The following is a 17,173-nucleotide window of genomic DNA, read 5'->3' as shown; positions in this document are numbered from 1 at the left end:
ATACCCGCCTAACCCTTCTTTCCTGGGGCTTTCGAAGGGTTCAGGGCCTCGGGGCCCGCCTTCTGGAGGGCCTGGACGATACGGGCCTCGGCCTGGAGCCGCTCCACGTGGTCCGGGGACAACCCGGCCTCCTCGGCTGATAGCGCCAGGGTGACGAGGAACGCCTCACTCACGAGCCCCTGAGCGGGCGTCGCGGGAGCCGTGGGCGTGAAGACATGGGCGCTGAGCACGGCCCCGGTGAAGGTGCGCACCTTCACCTGCCGGACCTCGGTGGCGCTCGCCATTGCTGACTCCAGGCGGACCAGCGCGTCCCAGGCGTCCGCGGGAACGCGGCGGAGCATGCCGGGGAGCTTGTGGCCTGGCGCATCCACCAGCCGGGCCACCTTCCCGCCCCAGGCCGCCGACGCCACGTCGTAGACGACGTCCACGTCGAGCGCCTCGGCCAGCTCGCCCTCCAGCACGTCGGGAATGGGCGGGAGCCCCGGGAGGCGCTCGTGCGCAATCACCGGGGCCAGGTCGAGGGAATACGCGAACCAGGAACGCGGAGCAGTGGGGCCATCAGCCATGTCCCAAGTCTCAGCGGGCCGTGCGCCCAGGACAAGCGCCTGGGCGTAAGGCAGCACCGGCTACTGCGACTCCAGCAGCGCCTTCAGCTCGCGCACGCGCCGGGTGATGTAGTCCCGGTCCAGTTGGCGGAAGCCCTCGGGCAGCAGCTCGCGGCTGGTGCACTCCTGCACCGCCACCAGGTTCTGCAGCTCGATTTCCAGCGGGTAGCTGGGGGGCACGAAGTCCGCGAGCACCGCGGCCAGGTCGTCCTTCGTCACCGCCTCGCGGCCCTCCGCCAGCGCGCGGAACTTCGAGCGCACCATGACGGCTTCGATGTCCGCGCCGCTGAAGGCGCGCACGCCCTCCGGAATCAGCGTGGAGAAGGATTCGATGCCTTCCACGGACACGCCCGTCTTCTTGGACATGACCTGGAACAGCTCGTCCCGCTCCGCGTCCGTCTGCGGATAGAAGAGCGCCAGGTGCTCCTCCGCGCGCCCCTGCCGCTTGAGGTCGATGGGCAGCAGGTCCGGCCGCGCCGTCATCAGGAACCAGACAATCTTCCCGCGGTAGAACGTGTTGCCCATGAACGAGGCGATGGAGCCGAACACGCGGCTGCTCGTCCCGGAGTCTCCGCCGGAGTCACGGTTGCCGAGGAACGTATCCGCCTCGTCAATCATCACCGCCACCGGCCACAGGGCCTTGAGCAGGTTGAAGATCTTCTCGAGGTTCGCCTCGGTGACGCCCTGCCACTGGCTGCGGAAGTTGAGGAACTTCACCACGGGGATTCCAATCTCCCCGGCGAAGCAGCTCACCATGAACGTCTTGCCCGTGCCCACGGGGCCCGACAGCAGGTAGCCCATGGGCATGACCTCCAGGCGCCCCTTCTTCAGGGCCCCGGCGGCCTGCCGCAGCATCTGCTTGGCCTTGGCGTGTCCCGCCACGGCGTCCAGCGTGTGCACCGGCTCGATGAACTCCAGCAGGCCGTGGCACTCCGCCTGGATGATTTCGCGCTTCTTCTCCTTGAGCAGCTCGGAGGTGATGCGCACCTCGCGCTCGAGCGCCTCGGTGAGCACGCGGTCCAGGTTGATGCGGGACAAACCCGCCGTCATCTTCGCCAGGCCCGCCAGCGGCACGTCCGACACGGACTGGAGCCGCTTGCCCTCCAGCTTGTAGCGCACGTACTCCAGCCGCTCCTCCTCGGTGGGAAGGGGCAGCTCGATGGGCGCCACGTACGGGTTGCGGCTGATGCGCGGCGACACGTCCGCCAGGTTCTCCGCCAGCAGCACCACGGACACGTCGGACGCGAGGAACTGCGGATCGTGCGCCCACTTGTCCAACGTGGCCACCACGAAGCGGTCCTCGCTGGAAAGGTGGCTCATCTCTCCGCCGGGAACGAGCGTCTCCGCGAAGTCGACGATGAGCGCCAGCGAGCGGCCCTCGCTCAGGCGCATGCGCATGAAGTTCTCCAGAATCTGGAGCGCGCGGCCCGGGTCTCTCGGCATGACCTTGGCGTAGTCCGTGCCGTACATGGCGTCGTAGCCCGCCATGGCCCGCTGCAGGTCCTTCTGCGTCTCCGGCGTCGCGGAGCGGATGCCGGACGACCGGTCATAGAAGATGACGTGGTCCCGGCCGCCGAAGAGCTCCTCGGAGAGGAACGTCTTCAGCGTGCCGAAGCCGCGGCCGCCCTCCTCGAGCTGCAGGGGCTGCAAGTCCCGCACGGCCCCGTACAGCAGGAAGGCGCTGACCGTCTTCGTGTAGTACTTCCGGGCCAACTGCTGGGCCCAGCGAGGAAGATCCGCCAGGGGATCCGCCTTGTTCACCTTGCGCACCTTGCTCACGAACTCCCGCCTCCTCTCGCTCCGCCCACAGGGGAGCTGGCGCGCCCGCCCCCTTCTCGGGAAGCGGGCCTTCGGCTAACGGCAGCGCGGCTGCCGCTTGAGGGAAACGCTCGCGGTGGCCGGCTCATTGCCTGGCGCCGCGTCCGGGACGTCCACCTCGGCCTCGTTGTGGCACTTCAGCTTCAGGGTGAGCTGGCGCGCGTTGGGTGGCACCTGCACGACGGCGGGCGTGGTGGCGCCCATGTCCTTGCCGTCCACGAAGATGGTGGCACCGGCCGGCTTGGACTCCACCTTCACCGACACCCGCGTCACCGATGGCTCCAGCTTGAGCGACACCTCCACCGGTCCACCGCCGGACACCGGCACCCGCTTGGACGCGGGCTTGTGGCCAGGCGCACTCACCTCCACCACCCACTCCGGCCCGCTGATGGGCACGTCCTTGATGTAGGCCGCCGACTTGCCCTGCTCGCGCACCACCCGGCCATCCACCTTCACCTCGGCCGTGGCGGGCTCCGTCGTGAGCACCAACGCCGCGGTGCGCACCAGGCTCTCCAGCACCGCCTGCACGGGCGTGACGTCCTTCCCCTCGGAGACATCCACCGTCTTCGTGAAGGTGTTGTAGCCCTCCGCGCTCACCACCACCATGACCTTGCCGGCGGGCACCTCGCGCAGGAGCGTCGCGCTGCCACCCTCCAGGGGCACCAACTGCGTGTCCAGGCGCACCTGCACGCGGTTGCGGACCTCCGAGGGCACGCCCTGCAGGTCCACCAGCACGTAGCCCACACCGGGCCCCGACACCGCCCAGCCGATCAGCGCCAGCAGGAGCACGGCGACCCCGCCGATGCCGCCGAAGAGCACCTTCCTGGGAATGGGCGCTCGGCCGCCCACGGCCGGCGTCGCGCCGGTGGTCCGCTCCGGGGCATCCCCATCGTCTTCATCGTCATACGCGGGGGCCACCGGCGCGGGCGGAGCCACGGGAGACGGTGGCGGCAACGGGCGGGCCGCGGCCTGCGAGGCGTCGAGCACCTGCACATCCCGCGTCATCCGCGGCAAGCCCCCACCCCGACTCGTCCGAGGCGTGGCCCCCGAGGCGGGCGGCGGCGCGTCCGAGGGCGGCAGCGTGGGCACGGACATGGACGGCCGCACCACGGGGATGTTCGCGTGCGACAGCCGTGGCGGGCCGACGGGAGGCGACAGGGGCGAGGGCGGCGAAATGACCGCCGTCCTGCCGCTGACGGGCTCGTCGTCCGCGTCGTGACCCGGCGTCGACGGCACCTCCAGCGGGGTGATGGCACGCCCGACGGCGGCCCCCGGCTGCGTGGTGGGCTCTGGCGTGTCCGCGAACTCGTGGTCGCTGGAGACAAGCTGCGTCGCCCCGCCCTCGTCCTCGTCGGGAGGGGGCGCGGCGGTGGCGGCCGTCAGCCTCGGCAGCGCGGCCAGCGTGGGCGAGCGACGCACGCCCCCTGGAGACACCGTCGGCATGGAGCCCGTCATCCGGGGCTGCGGCGCCACCGGCTGCACCACCGGCACGGGCGCCGGCGGCGGCGCGGAGGGCATGATGGGGCTGTTGAAGGACGCGGCTTCCAGCGCGGCCTGCATGCCGTCGGGCGGCTTGATGTCCGCGTAATCCAGCAGGCGCTGCTTCTCTCGCTCCACGTCCTCCGCGAACGTGGACTTCATGTACTGCGCCAGGTCCTTGCGGCTGAAGATGGTGTCGCTGGTGATGAGGAAGCGCTGCAGGTCGTCGCCCAGCTCGCTGGCGTACTGGTAGCGCTCGTCCACGTCCTTGGCCAACGCCTTGAGGACGATTCGCTCCAGCGTCTCCGGGATGCGCCGGTTGTACGTGGTGGGCGACGGCACCTCCGCCTTGCGCACCTTCTCCAGCACGCTGAAGTCGCTGTCACCCACGAAGAGGCGCTCACCGGTCAGCATCTCGTAGAGGCACACGCCAATGGCGAACACGTCCGAGCGCCGGTCCAACGGCAGGCCGCGGATCTGCTCCGGGCTCATGTAGCCGAACTTGCCCTTGAGGATGCCGGCCTGCGTCTTGGTCGCCTTACCGGCCGCCTTCGCGATGCCGAAGTCGATGACCTTGACCTCGCCCTCGTAGGAGATGAGGACGTTCTGCGGCGAGATGTCGCGGTGGACGATGTTCATCTCCCGCCCCATCCCGTCCTTCTTCCGGTGGGCGTAGTCCAGGCCCTCGCACATCTTGGACACGCAGAAGGCCACCAGCGGCACTGGAGCGGGCTCCCCCTTCTTCCGGCACCGGTCGAAGATGGCCCGCATGTCCTTGCCGGGGATGTACTCCATCGAGATGAAGTAGCTGCCGAGGATGTTGCCCAGCTCGTAGATGGACGCGACGTTGGCGTGGGTCAGCTGGACGCTGATCTTCGCCTCGTCGATGAACATCGAGATGAACTCGTCGTCCTCCGCGATGTTGGGGAGGATGCGCTTGATGGCGACGAGCCGCTCAAAGCCGCTCGCGCCGAACTGCTTCCCGCGCCACACCTCCGCCATGCCGCCAATGTTGATGCGGTCCAGAAGGAGGTACTTCCCAAACGGGATGGGCTGCCGCTTCGGTTGAGTGGTCGTCACGTGGGGGAGGGTCCGTTCTCGGCGAGCCTATCGACCGGGGCTCCAAGGGGTCAACCTCGTGAAAGCCCCGCCCAAACTGACCAGGCGGGCAAGCGGCGGATCAGGGCCCCGCCCGAGGAGAACCCGCGTCCGTGTCACCGGCAGGTGACGGTGGGGCAGCAAGGCTGTCGCGGAATGCGGCTCCTGGCTCCGCTTCATCGGGTGGAATGGGGCGAACCAGCAGGAAGCGCGCCTCGCCCGCGACGGACACGACGGCCGGCGGGCCGAAGCGCTCCTCCGCGGGGAGGCCCACCATCGTCACCCAGGCGCCCTGCCGCGCTGGCGCCACGCAGTAGAGGATCGTCCCGGCACGCACGCCGGGGGCATCTCGCACGGGCCCTTCGCAGTCCTTTCTGACCTGGAGGGTGTACGCCGGGAGTGACTCCCCCCGCACGAGGTACGGCGGCCGGCCCAATTCCTCCAGCAGGGACTGGAGGAGGCGCGGGTCATCCGGTACCTCCAGCGCGGAGGTACGTTCCTGCGCCGATTGGTGGAAACGCTGGAGCGCCATGGACGCGATGTCCGTGGACGTCAGCGGCGTGCGGCTCTCTGACAGCACCAGGTCCACGAAGAGCGAACCCACCAGGACGATGGGCAGCAGCCGGTAGCCCTTGAAGCCCTCCTCCTTGCGCTGGAGCAGGCCCACGACGAATGCGAGCGCGGCCACCGCGGCCACGGCCAGCACCACGGCGGGCCGCTCCAGGGAGGGCACCGTCATGAAAGCGGACACGTCCGCGGTGCGGGCGCGCACGGCGTCGGAGAGGTCGCCTCCGTAAATCCAGGCGATGGCCATCAAGCTCAGCGCATTGCCAAGCAGCGTCTTGCGAGAAGGAAGTGTCATCCGGCGAGCGTGCGTGCGGGGTCGGTGGCGGCGGCGCGGCGGCTGGGGAAGTACGCGCCCACGAGCGCGGCGACGAGGCCCAGGACGACGCCTCCGGCCACCACCGGCCAGGGGAAGGAGAAGAAACTGTCGGGCTTGAAGGGGAAGTTGGGCAGGTAACCCGCCGCCAGGCGGTTGACGCCCAGGGCCAGCAGCAGCGCGGCGATGGTTCCCGCGGCGCCGCCCGCGAGCCCCACCACGGCGGCCTCGGCCAGGACGATGGCGCGGATGTCCGCGCGAGAGGCCCCCACCGCCTGCATGACGCCAATCTCCTTGGCGCGCGCCCGGACGGAGGCAGACAGCGCGTGGGCGATGTTCACCGCCGCGAGGATGCAGATGAGCAGGGACAGCAGCGCCAGCGCGGAGGTCGTGAGCGCCACCGCCGCGCCCGAGTTCTCCGCCATCCGGCGCTCCTGGTCGTCGATTTCCAGCCCCATGCCCTTCACCGCGTCCACGATGACAGGCACCTGCGACGGGTCCGTGGCGACCAACGTGACACCGGAGTAGTTCTCCGAGTCCACGCCGAACGCGCGGTTGAGGCGGATGGCCGCGTCCAACGGAATGGTGATACCGGCCAGGAGTGCCCGGTCCGACGCCCCCACCACCTGCGCCTGCCCGGACTGCGTGGGCCCCGACGCGGACGCCGCGGCCACGTAGGAGCGGTTGAACTCCACCGGGAAGCCGAAGCCCACCAGCATGTTGGCGGAGAGCTGCGGCAGCTTGCGCGCCGGGGCGAACGTCTTGTTGTACAGCTCCAGGAGCCGCGTGGACACGAGCGCCGGAATCGGCTGCCCCTCCCCCGCGTCCTTGAACTCGCCCATCTGCACGTCGCCCTGCACCAGCGCCGGCTCCACGCCCAGGGCCAGCACCTCCATGCCCATGCGAAGCCGGGTGCCGAAGAAGACGCCGTCGTAGCGCGTCACCGCGGGCACGCGCACGTTCATCTTCCGGTAGGCGGCCTCCACGCCGGGCAGCTCGCGCAGGCGCTCCACGGTGGGCGCGTCCAGCTTGCCACCGCCCAGCAGCGAGCCCAGCGACACCGCCGGAGGCACCACGTCCACCAGCCGCGCGTCCGTGGGGAAGACCTTCTCCCGGATGACGCGGCCAACGCCCAGGCCCAGGCCCACGAAGAACACCAGCGCGCCCACGCCCATGGCAACACCGAAGGCGGAGAAGAACGCCCCCTTGCGCTCGCGGGCGAGGCTCAGCCGGACCAGCCGGGACAGTGCGTCCAGCCTCATGGCGCACCTCCCGTGGCCACCTGAAGCCCCGCGCGCTCCTCCACGAGCTGCCCGTCCTTGAGCCGCAGCACGCGCCCGGCCGCCGCGCTCATCCGTTCCTCATGGGTGACGCACAACACGGTGAGTCCTTCGCGGTGCAGCTCCTGGAACAAGGCGATGACGCCCGTGCCCGTGGCCGCGTCCAGGTTGCCCGTGGGCTCGTCGCACAGCAGCAGGCGGGGCTTGCCGAACAGGGCGCGGGCAATGGCTACGCGCTGCCGCTCGCCACCGGACAGGCGCACCGGCGCGCGGTCCTTCTTCGCGCCCAGGCCCACGCGCTCCAGCAGCGCCTCCGCGCGCTTGCGGGCATCCGGGGGCGCCACGCCGAAGTGCGACGGCAACAGCACGTTCTCCACCGCGGAGAGGTTGGGGATGAGGTGGAAGGACTGGAAGACGAAGCCCACGTGCGTGTTGCGGAAGTGCGCCAGGGCCTTGTCGCCCAGGCCTCGCAGCTTCACGCCGCCTACGCTGATGTCGCCGCGGTAGTCGACGTCCAGGCCGCCCAGCAGGTGGAGCAGCGTGGACTTCCCGCTGCCGGACGAGCCCACCACCGCGACGAACTCCCCTTGCGTCACGTCCAGCGACATGCCGTCGAGCACGCACACCGGGGTGCCGTCGCCGTCCACGTACGTCTTCACGACGTCCCGGGCTTGAATCACGGCGCGGCCGACGGGCTGGAGGTGGCGGCGGAGGGCGCCAGGCGCAGGGACAGCTCCGCCTGGAGCGCCTTGTCCTTGCGGGACACGGCCAGCGTCACGGCGCGCAGGTCATCCACGGCCTCCAGCCAGCGCACGGTGGTGGCCTTGATGGCGAAGCCGCCAATGCCCCAGGCCTCCGACGGCAGGTTCTTCACCGCGTCCGACAGGCGCCGCAAGTCCAGCACGGCGCTGAAGGCCGCGTCCTTGCCAGCGTCCTTCAGGTCCGCGGCCACCGGCCCGTCGCCCGAGGGCTTCGCGAGCGAGGTCAGCGTGGACTCCAGCCGCGCCTTGGGCGAGGCCACCACCAGCCGGCCGTTGGGCGCGAGCGCGAAGTGCGCGCCTTCGCCCGCGCGGTAGGACGTGAGGTACACGCGCTGGCCGCTCAGCTCCGACGCCTCCACCTTCGCGCCGAAGTTCTCCGCGATGCGCGGCAACTGCTCCAGCGTGGACTGCATCTTCGCAGCGTCCTCGGCGTCCGCGAGCGCCACCAGGTGGACGAAGCGGAAGGGGTTGGTGCGGCGCAAATCCAGCACCGGCATGCCCGCGCCCAGATTCACGGTGGGCGACAGTGACAGGCCCAGCACCGTGCCCGGCTTGAGGTTGTCGAGCAGCTCCGTTTTCACGTTGAGGCCGCTGTTCTGCACCGCCCGGGTCAGGTATCCGCCGGCCAGATAGGGCCACACACCGTCGAGGTGCGACGCGTCCCCACGGAACTGGGCCACCAGGAAGCTGTCGGCGGGCAGCGCGGTGAGGAGCGTGCTCGCGGCGGGCGCCACCGCGTCCAGCGCCGCCAGGGACGCCTGGGTATCCGGCCAGGGCGCGTCCGCGTTCAGCGTCACCGCGCGGTCCTCGATGCGGCCCGTGAGCGTGACGCCCTGGACGGTGCCCGGCGGCACGAGCCCGGCGCCGCCCGGGAGCCAGACGTGGAAGTCACGCTGGGCCGGGAGCCGTTGCAGCGACGCCGCCATCACCGGCTCCTTCGCGAGCGAGCGCTCTTCCGGCTGCGTGGCCAGCGTCCCCAACGTGGCGGCGGTGGGCCCCGCGCCGAGCAGCGCGAAGCGCGTCCCCTTCACGAAGAAGATGCCCAGCGCGGGCGTGGCGCTGCCGGGCCGGCTGAAGGTGACCAGGTCCCCACCGTCCACGGAGGACTGCTTCTTGTCGGACGCGCCCAGGCGGCTGCGCGCGAAGTTGCCGAACGTCTCCTTGAGCTTGCCCGCGTCCTTGACGCCCACCACGGAGATGGCTCGGTGGCCCCCGAGGAACGCCGCGCCCGCGCCGAGCTCTGGCGCGATGCCGGCCGTTTCGAGCGCCTGCCGGCTGCGCAGGTCCACGCCAATCTGGCGCATCACCGCGGAGACGTAGCCTTCCGCGGTGGAGAAGTTCTGGAGCTGCGCGGCGAACGAGGCGGCCTTCAGCTTCTGGAAGCGGGCGAGCTTCTCTCCCAGCGCGCCCAGGTCATTGATGACCACGGCGGCCTGCGCGTCGCGCGGCAGGTAGCGAGCCACCCCCACGGCCGCGGCCGGGGCGGCGGGGTCCACGTCCTTGCCACAACGGGAGCAGCCCGCGACGGCGAGCACGAGGAGGAGGGACGGAAGCCAGACTCGGCGGAGCATGCGGGCACCTCAGGCTGCCTGGGGCGGAGAGTCAACCGATTCGTGGGGCCCCCAGAGCCAGTCCGGGAGCCCGGAGGATGGGCAGGCGACGGCCCCCGGCCGTGGAGCTTCAACGCACCCGGCTGCCGTGGGGCAGCGGGCCCCGCGTCTCCTCGGAGAACTCGAGGAACTGCTCCATCTGCCGCACGGATTCCTCGGTGGCCTCCGCCTCCGCGCTCAGCATGGTGAGCTGGCGGTTGACGACCTCCGGGTCGCGGATGGCCACGGATTGCTCGTGCGTCAGCCGCATCAGGTCCTCGATGCCCGCCAGTTGGTGGCTCACCACCTCGCGGCTCTCACCGGCCTGTTCGAAGCGCGCCAGCCGCTTGCGGAGGATGTCCACGCGGTTCTGCTTCACGTCCTTCAGCCGCGGGTTCGTCTCCCCCGCCACGTCCACCTCCAGCTCCGCCACCTCGCGCTGCAGGTGCTCGCGGTCGGAGCTGTTCAGGTACGTGCGGTACTGGTTCAGCGTGGAGATGAGCCGCAGGAAGGACGTCAGCAGCGCATCCAACCGGGGCTCGCTGTCCGCCTCCAGCACCTTGCCGCCCGGCAGCTTCCGGTAGTTGGCGAGGATCTTCTCCTTCAGCCCGACGAGCTGCTGGTAGTGCTCGCGCTGAGAGGGCGCCAGGTCCGCCTGGAGCGCGTCCAGCGCCTTGCGCGCCGCTTCCGGGTCGTCGAGCGTGTTCGCCCGCACCGCCCGCTGGAAGCGCTTCATGGACGACATGACGCCCAGGTAGAGGCCTTCCAGGCCCAGGGCCACCAGCATGGGCAGCGGCTCGCCCGTCATGGCCGCCGAGGCAGCCGCCGTGCCCAGCCCCACCAGGTTGGCGGGCATCATGAAGGCGGCCTTGATGTAGTTCGGCGACTTCGCCACGTCCGTCCTCCAGCGTCAGGGGCCGCGAGCCTCCGACACGTACTTCAAGGCCCCCAAATCCTTCGTGTCCTCCGCGGGAGGCACCGGAGGCCCTTGCTTCAACTTCTGGAAGAGCGCCGCGGCGCTCTGGAAGAGCTCGTCATAGGTGACAGGCGCCTCGCCGGAAAGCCCGAAGAAGGCCCGATTGTCCGCCAGCGTGGCCGGCGGCGCGCTGCGGATGGCTTCAATGGGGTCGCCCAGGTATGGCGCCACCTCACCCAGCATCCGGGCCCCCGCCGTCGGGTCCTTCAACACACTTTGCCCCGCGTCCAGGAGCCCCCGCAGCACCCGCCGCACGGCATCCGGGTAGCGGGCGGCGAAGTCCCCCCTGGCGACCAGCACCGTGGCCACCAGGTGCGGCGCATCCGCCGTCGTCGCCAGCACCGCGCCTCCCCGGTCCCGAGCCGCCAGCTCCACGTCACCCCACAGCCCCACCACGGCGTCCGCCCGGCCCTCGCGCAACGCCCGTCCCGCATCCAAGGTGGTGGGTAGCTCCACCCAGCGCACGTCCGTGATGCGCAGCCCCACGCGCGACAGCAACCACAGCGCGAAGTAGTGCGACGAGCCATACGGGTACACGCCCAATCGCCTGCCACGCAGGGAGGCGAGGTCCGGCACGCCCACCGCAGCCAGGGCCTCCTGCCCCCGGCTGCGCCCCACCAGCAGCAGCGTCCGAGGCGCCGCGTCCCGCAGCAACGGCGCCCATGCGGCCAGCCGGTCGACGGACAGGGTGGCCATGTCCACGCCGCCGTTCTCCGCGCCAATGGACAGCGCGTGGCGCAGGTCCTCCTCCTTGGCGAAGAGCACCGCCCGCGCGTCCAGCGCATAGGCCGTCTTCAGCAGCCCCTGCGCCGCGCCGGGCGGAGGCACCGGGTTGTCCAGGGTGGTGGCCCCACCCGTCGCCACCAGCAGGCCCGCGGAGGCACCGCGCGGGCTGAAGCCGATGAGCACCGGCCGCAGGGGCACGGAGGCCACGTCCGCCACCGGGGCCGCCACGCCGGCCGGGAAGTCTCCCGGCGACAGGCGGACCGCCTCACGCGTGGACGGGAAGTACCGCTCCTGCAAGCGATCCAGGTACCCCATGCGCGACGCGAGCGCATAGCTCGCGCCGAGCACACAGAGGAACAGGAAGAGGAAGAGACCTGGACCGCGGTGGAGCCTCATTCAAGACGGACTACTCGACGCCGACCTTCTTGCCGATGGTCTTCTCCGGCCCGCTGCCCACCTCGGACACCGGCGCCGGGCTGCTGACGAGCCCCATCTCCATCTTGAACTGCTTCACCAGCTCGTTGGCCTGGATCTTCTCGGCCTCTTCCTCGATGGACGCCGCGGTGTGGTCCACCGACTCGAGGGCCATCTGCATGCGGGCCTCGTTGATGGCGGACTTCTCCTGCACCTTGCGCAGCATCTCATCGTGGGTCGAGTCGATACCCGCCACGGTGAAGGACTCCATCGTGTCGGCCACCTTGGCCTGCCACTTGGCGCGGCGCGCCTCGCGGATGGCGTTCATGGCCTCCTGCGTCTTGCGCTCCTTCTCGCGCATGAACGCCTTCTTCACCGACAGGGCCTTCTCGTACGCCTGGCGGGCCGTGGCCAGCTGTTGCTCGTTGCGGGCCAGCGCGTCCTTCTCAATCTGGAGCTTGGAGGCGTACTGCGCGGCCAGGTCGTCACGGCCCGCCTGGATGGCGGCCTTCACCTTGGCCGTCAGCGAGCGCACGTCGTCCTGGTACTTGGCGTTCTCCTTCTCCAGCAGCGTCACGTTCGCCCGGACCATGGCGATGGACTCGTTCATCTTCGGGACCTGGTCGTTCAGGTCACGGACGTTCTGCTCGAGAATCAACTCCGGGTCCTCGATGGAGGAGACGAAGAACCCGGCGAAGCTACGCATTGCTCTCTTGAATCGTTGCCACATATCGGCGGTCTACCTCCGTCCAGACCTACTTGCAGCCACCTTACACGATCCCCGGGGCGAGCAAGCAGACACAGTCCCAATGTCTTCTCAGTGCTTACGCGCTTCTACCTAAGGCGATTGCGGCGTTTCCAAAAGCGTGACGTGACGGTTCCACGTCGGAAAATGGAGCCCGCCCGCGCTACGCCCGCCCGTCCGTCCGCTTCCGCACGACAGGCGGCAGGGCTTGCAAGCCACGAAGGAAGCAGGGAAAACCCACGCCTCGTGACGTCTCCGCCTCCCGTGTCCGGCCCGCTCGAAGAGACGATGTCCCGGGCCATGGACGCCCAGCGGAGGAGCGTCGTCGGCGCGGGCGCGGCGGTGCGGCTCGTCGGCGCGGCCCTGTTCCTGGCCATCAGCACCACGCTGTGGCTGGCCGGAGGCCGGGACTGGGGTGTGTACCCACCGGCGTTGGGGCTCTACGCGTCGGTCGCCGGCGTGCTGTTCATGCTCCGCCAACGGCGCGTGGCCCGGGGCCTGGGCGCGGTGCAGTCCCTGGTGGACGTGGGGCTCGTGTACTGGATTCAGTCCACGACCCTGCTTGTCTCGCCCTTTCCCGCAGGTGTGGCGGGCTTCAGCCTGGGCCTGTTCGCGCTCGTCGTCGCCCTGAGCGGGCTGGGCATGCGAGGCACCGTCGTCTACGGGACCGCGCTGTTGTCCGCCGTGGCCCAGGCGGCACTCATGCGGCAGGCGAGCGTGGGTTGGGGCGCGGTGGCCATCGCCGTGGTGGCACTGGTGCTGGTGGCCGTGGTGAGCCACTACGGCACCGGGCGGCTGCGCAACCTGGCGGTGACGCTCTCCCGCCTGGAAGTGGACCGGGCGCTGGAGGCCCGCCGCTTCCAGGAAGTGGAGGAGGCGCGCCGCACGATTGAGCGCATGCTGGCGGACGCCCAGGCACAGAACGCCGAACTGCAGCGGCTGCAACGGGACAAGGAACAGCTCACCGAGTTCCTGGTCCACGACCTGCGCTCGCCCCTTTCGGCGCTGACGCTGTCCTTGTCGTGGATGGAGCAGGAGGTGCCCCAGCAGGGCATCCTCGGCGAGTCCGTCCGCACAGGGCTGGCCGTCACCGCGCGGTTGGACCGGATGATTTCCGACCTCATGGACGTGCCCCGCCTGGAGGAAGGCCGGCTGGAGCCGCAGCGGGCCACCTTCCCCGCCACGCGCATCGTGGAAGACGTGCGCCGCTCCCTGGAGAGCGTGGCCCGCGCGCGCAAGCTCACCCTGGACGCGGAGGTCCCCGTCCAACTGGAGCTGGAGGGCGACGCCGACCTGCTGGTCCGCGTCCTGGAGAACCTCACCACCAATGCCCTGCGCTACGCCCCGTCGGGCGGGAGGGTGCGCCTGGAAGCCGGCGCGGATGTGAACGGCCGCTGGCTCGCGGTGCGCAACGACGGCCCGCCCATCTCCGAAGAGGCGCGCGGGCGCATCTTCGACAAGTATGAGCAGGCCGACGCGGAGCGGGACAGCCGCCGTGGCTACGGCCTGGGGCTCTACTTCTGCCGGCTCGCCGCGGAGGCCCACGGCGGGCGGTTGGCGGTGGAGGACGCGCCCGGATGGTCCACGTCCTTCGTGCTGCGGCTGCCGGCCTGAGCCTCAGCCGCTGCGCGCCTTCTTCTGGCGGCGCTTGAGGATGCGCGCCACCTGCGCGTTCGCGTTCGCCAGGACGGAGGGCGCGTCCAACGTGGTGAGCACCCCATCGCGCAGCACCGGCTGGCCGTCGATGAAGACGTGCGCCACGTCGCTGCCCCGCGCGGAGTGCACCAGCGGCACCAGCACGTCCTCGGGCGTGGGGCCCGCGTGCAGGCCGCTGACGTCCACCACGGTGATGTCGGCGCGCTTGCCGGGCTCCAGCGAGCCCACCTCGTCCTCCAGGCCCAGCGCCCGGGCGCCGTGCAGCGTGGCCATCTCCAGCACGCGCATGGGCGTCATCGCGCACGGCCCCACGCGCGGGTTGTGCATCACCGCGGCGAGCTTCATCTCGTAGAAGATGTCGAGCGTGTTGTTGCAGGGCGCACCGTCCGCGCCCAGCGCCACCGCCACGCCGGCCTCCAGCAACTCCGGCACCTTGGCGATGCCCGACGCCAGCTTGAGGTTGGAGCCGGGGCAGTGGCACACCACCGTGCGGGTGTCGCGCAGGATGTCCTGCTCCTCCTGGGACAGCCACACGCAGTGGGCCATCGTCACGTGCGGGCCGGACATCCCCACCGTGTGGAAGAAGGCCACGTTGTCCTCGCCACCGGTGTACTGGCGGACCGCGTCCGTCTCCTTCGCGTTCTCACTGGCGTGGGTGTGGATGCGCAGCCCGTGCTCCTTGGCCAGCCGCGCCACCTCGCGCAGCAGCTCCGGGGTGCAGGACAGCACGAAGCGCGGGGCGAAGGCGTAGCGCAGCCGGCCGCCGTGCGTGCCGTGCCAGCGCTCCTTCAGGGCGAGGCTCTCCTTCAGGGAGTCCTCGGTGCTCTCACGCAGGCCCGCGGGGACGCCCGCGCCCGCGTCCATCATCGCCTTGCCGCCCACCAGCCGGAAGCCGGAGTCCCGCGCCGACTCGAAGACGGCGTCGTAGTGGTACACGCTGCCCATATCGAGCGCCGCCGTGGCGCCCGAGCGGATGAGCTCCGCGAAGGTCAGGTCCGCCGAGGCCCGCATGGACGCGGCGTCGTGCGAGGCCTCGAAGGGCCAGATGCGCTCGCGGAGCCAGTCCAGCAACTCCAGCCCGTCCGCGCGGCCACGAAAGAGCGTCTGACAAGCGTGGAGGTGGCCGTGGATGAGGCCCGGCAGCACCACCTTTCCCGTCACGTCCACCACCCGCCGGGTGCCGCGAGGCTTGAGGCCCCGGCCCACCTTGGCGATGCGGCCATCCTGGACGAGGACGTCCGCATCCACGAGCACCTCGCGCTCGCGGTTCATCGTTACAACCGTGCCACCAGTCAGGAGCAAATCCACGGCGTGCTCAGGCTCTCTCGCTAGAAGAAGTCTTTGGTGAAGGCATGCGGCAGCAGGCCTCCCAGGGTGTAGCGCGCCTCGCCGCCCTGGGGCGTCCGGCTGCGTACGGGCAGCTCCTGCCCGCCAAACTCGGCCATGACCTGGCGGCACATGCCGCACGGAGGACAGGGCTCGGGGGTGTCCACGACGATGGCCACGGCCACCGGCTGGGTGTGCCCCTGGGCCACGGCCGCCGCGAAGGCATTGCGCTCCGCGCAGACGGTGAGCCCGTAGGTGGCGTTCTCCACGTTGCAGCCGGCCACCACGGCGCCGTCCGCAAAGAGGACGGCGGCCCCTACGGGGAACCGCGAATAGGGCACGTGGGCGCGCGCTCGCACGCGCGCGGCTTCCTCAAACAGGCGCTCCCAGGGAATCTCGTCCGCCATGACGCCCTCCTACACGAAGCCGGATTGAGGTCCGTTACGAGCGGGCCGTGCCGCTCTGCACATCATCCAGGTGGCGCGCGATGGCCAGCTCGGACTCCACCGGCAGGTCCACGAAGCGGACCCGCGCCGCCGGACCGTTGGCGCCCGGCGCGGCCTGGAGCACCTCGCCCTTCGCTTCCACCTCATCGGGAAGGATGGGCAGCCGGAAGCGCACTTCCACGCGCGTCCCCTGAGCCCAACCGGAGCCCTGCCAGGCGCAACCGCCCAGGGACAGGTCTCCCTCATGCTGCTCGAAGTCCTCCGAGCTGCCTTCCCGGCGCACCTTCAGGCGCATGGGGACCCGGGGCGAATCCCGTCGGTCCTCGGCCTTGTCGCTCATCGAGTCGTTCCTCTCGGCCATCGCCGTTACCTCCCTGCCGCTCATGCTCGCGCCACCGCCAGTCATTGGAAACCCACGTGGGTCCTGGCCCGCGAGCCCATACCGTAGACGCGTGCCGCCGTCTCGTCCGAGGCGACGTTCCCCCCTCCGACAACCCGCCCCGCCTTGTCACGACGCCCCATCACCCGGCCATCATACGGGGGAACACCGGCCCGCGAGGCTGGGAAAAATTGGGGCCCCCACCGTTCCGGGCGGGGCCACCTGGCCGATTGCCGGCGCCCCCCTCTCGGTGCTGGCCCCGTGAGACCTGGGAGTGGCGCTCAGGCTGGGACGCCCTGATCCCGGGACGCCCACCAGTCCTCGCCGTAGCTGATGCAGAGCTGCTCGCCGGGGTGGATGTCCCGCAGCGCGTGGTAGCAGAAGACGTCCCGGGTCGCCTCGCGGTGATAGGACGTGTTGGGCTCTCGGGCGTGGTTGTAGATCATCCCATACCCCAGCACGAGCGCCACCCACTCCCCCTCTCGGGGCACCTCGTGCCTGGCCCATTGGAGCAGGAAGACGTAGTCCTGGAGCTGGGGGTTCTGCGAGAGGGCGCGGGGCAGTTTGAGGTAGTGGCATTCCTCGATGAGGTCGCCCGCCTTGATGAAGGCGTCCGTGAAGACGCCGTAGCCCCACTCGCATGGACGGACCTTCACGCCCGGATGGATGTACAGCGCCGCGCCCTGGTTCATGGCCCCCTGCCCCGCATGGCTCAGGGCTGAAGGATGGCGCCTTCCCGGTGCGGGGTGAAGCCACAAGATGCCGCCATGCCCCGGCGCCTGGGCGGGTCCGAGCCGCCTCTGTGCGGGCGGTGCGTCAGGCCGCTAGAGTGCGCGTCCGAAGTTCCTCCCCGCCCGCCCCCCATCCCATCCAACGCGCGATGCGTGCGCGGCGGCCCGCCCTTGCCCTGACAACACCATGCTGACCGAATCCGCCGTTCCCGAAACAGCCCCCGTCTGCCCTGACCATGCCGGCGAACCGTCCACAGGGACGTG

General features: G+C 70.4%; 15 protein-coding genes. 1 reads left to right on the top strand and 14 read right to left on the bottom strand.

Features of this window, described 5'->3' with window-relative positions; all coding sequences use genetic code 11:
* Nucleotides 1-8: 8 nt before the first annotated feature.
* From FMQ63_RS19905 to FMQ63_RS19860, 10 genes are all read right to left on the bottom strand, one after another.
* Nucleotides 9-566 carry a hypothetical protein gene (locus tag FMQ63_RS19905; protein WP_026113780.1) on the bottom strand — a complete coding sequence of 186 codons (558 nt, stop codon included), beginning with the start codon at nt 564-566 and terminating at the stop codon, nt 9-11.
* Between the two features lie 60 nt (nt 567-626).
* Entirely contained in the window at nt 627-2,384 is a 1,758-nt protein-coding gene (locus FMQ63_RS19900) for an ATP-binding protein (RefSeq protein ID WP_011555647.1), read from the bottom strand.
* Nucleotides 2,385-2,459: 75 nt separating this feature from the next.
* Complete coding sequence (locus FMQ63_RS19895; protein ID WP_011555648.1) at nt 2,460-4,982, bottom strand: serine/threonine-protein kinase; 2,523 nt, start codon at nt 4,980-4,982, stop codon at nt 2,460-2,462.
* A 100-nt stretch (nt 4,983-5,082) separates the two neighbouring features.
* A complete protein-coding gene (locus FMQ63_RS19890; RefSeq protein WP_011555649.1) occupies nt 5,083-5,862 on the bottom strand; it encodes a hypothetical protein in 780 nt (259 codons plus the stop codon).
* Nucleotides 5,859-7,142, bottom strand: a complete 1,284-nt coding sequence (locus tag FMQ63_RS19885) for an ABC transporter permease (RefSeq protein WP_011555650.1) — start codon at nt 7,140-7,142, stop codon at nt 5,859-5,861. Before FMQ63_RS19885 ends, FMQ63_RS19890 begins: the two co-directional genes overlap by 4 nt.
* Entirely contained in the window at nt 7,139-7,840 is a 702-nt protein-coding gene (locus tag FMQ63_RS19880) for an ABC transporter ATP-binding protein (protein ID WP_011555651.1), read from the bottom strand. Before FMQ63_RS19880 ends, FMQ63_RS19885 begins: the two co-directional genes overlap by 4 nt.
* Nucleotides 7,837-9,492: a hypothetical protein gene (locus FMQ63_RS19875; protein WP_011555652.1), complete on the bottom strand. Its 1,656-nt coding sequence runs from the start codon at nt 9,490-9,492 to the stop codon at nt 7,837-7,839. Before FMQ63_RS19875 ends, FMQ63_RS19880 begins: the two co-directional genes overlap by 4 nt.
* Nucleotides 9,493-9,601: 109 nt before the next feature.
* A complete protein-coding gene (locus FMQ63_RS19870) occupies nt 9,602-10,405 on the bottom strand; it encodes a hypothetical protein (protein WP_011555653.1) in 804 nt (267 codons plus the stop codon).
* A 15-nt stretch (nt 10,406-10,420) separates the two neighbouring features.
* Nucleotides 10,421-11,608, bottom strand: coding sequence for an ABC transporter substrate-binding protein (locus tag FMQ63_RS19865; RefSeq protein ID WP_011555654.1), 1,188 nt, complete (start codon nt 11,606-11,608; stop codon nt 10,421-10,423).
* Nucleotides 11,609-11,618: 10 nt separating this feature from the next.
* Nucleotides 11,619-12,356 (bottom strand): PspA/IM30 family protein, encoded by a 738-nt coding sequence (locus FMQ63_RS19860; protein WP_011555655.1) that lies wholly within the window; start codon nt 12,354-12,356, stop codon nt 11,619-11,621.
* 279 nt (nt 12,357-12,635) lie between these two features.
* Here FMQ63_RS19860 and FMQ63_RS19855 point away from each other — a divergent pair, with 279 nt between their 5' ends.
* Complete coding sequence (locus FMQ63_RS19855) at nt 12,636-13,985, top strand: sensor histidine kinase KdpD (protein WP_228556453.1); 1,350 nt, start codon at nt 12,636-12,638, stop codon at nt 13,983-13,985.
* 3 nt (nt 13,986-13,988) lie between these two features.
* Here the strand turns inward: FMQ63_RS19855 and FMQ63_RS19850 are convergent, their stop codons facing one another.
* From FMQ63_RS19850 to FMQ63_RS19835, 4 genes are all read right to left on the bottom strand, one after another.
* Nucleotides 13,989-15,335 (bottom strand): 5'-deoxyadenosine deaminase, encoded by a 1,347-nt coding sequence (locus FMQ63_RS19850; protein WP_011555657.1) that lies wholly within the window; start codon nt 15,333-15,335, stop codon nt 13,989-13,991.
* Nucleotides 15,336-15,355: 20 nt separating this feature from the next.
* Nucleotides 15,356-15,760, bottom strand: a complete 405-nt coding sequence (locus FMQ63_RS19845) for a cytidine deaminase (RefSeq protein ID WP_011555658.1) — start codon at nt 15,758-15,760, stop codon at nt 15,356-15,358.
* Nucleotides 15,761-15,794: 34 nt separating this feature from the next.
* Entirely contained in the window at nt 15,795-16,160 is a 366-nt protein-coding gene (locus FMQ63_RS19840) for a TIGR02266 family protein (protein ID WP_043611561.1), read from the bottom strand.
* Between the two features lie 299 nt (nt 16,161-16,459).
* Nucleotides 16,460-16,870, bottom strand: coding sequence for an SET domain-containing protein-lysine N-methyltransferase (locus FMQ63_RS19835; protein ID WP_011555660.1), 411 nt, complete (start codon nt 16,868-16,870; stop codon nt 16,460-16,462).
* Nucleotides 16,871-17,173: the final 303 nt, after the last annotated feature.

This window comes from Myxococcus sp. CA005 (assembly GCF_006518205.1).
Taxonomy (GTDB): domain Bacteria; phylum Myxococcota; class Myxococcia; order Myxococcales; family Myxococcaceae; genus Myxococcus; species Myxococcus xanthus.
Note: the sequence above shows the minus strand (reverse complement) of the source record. Positions and strands in the feature narration are given on the sequence as shown.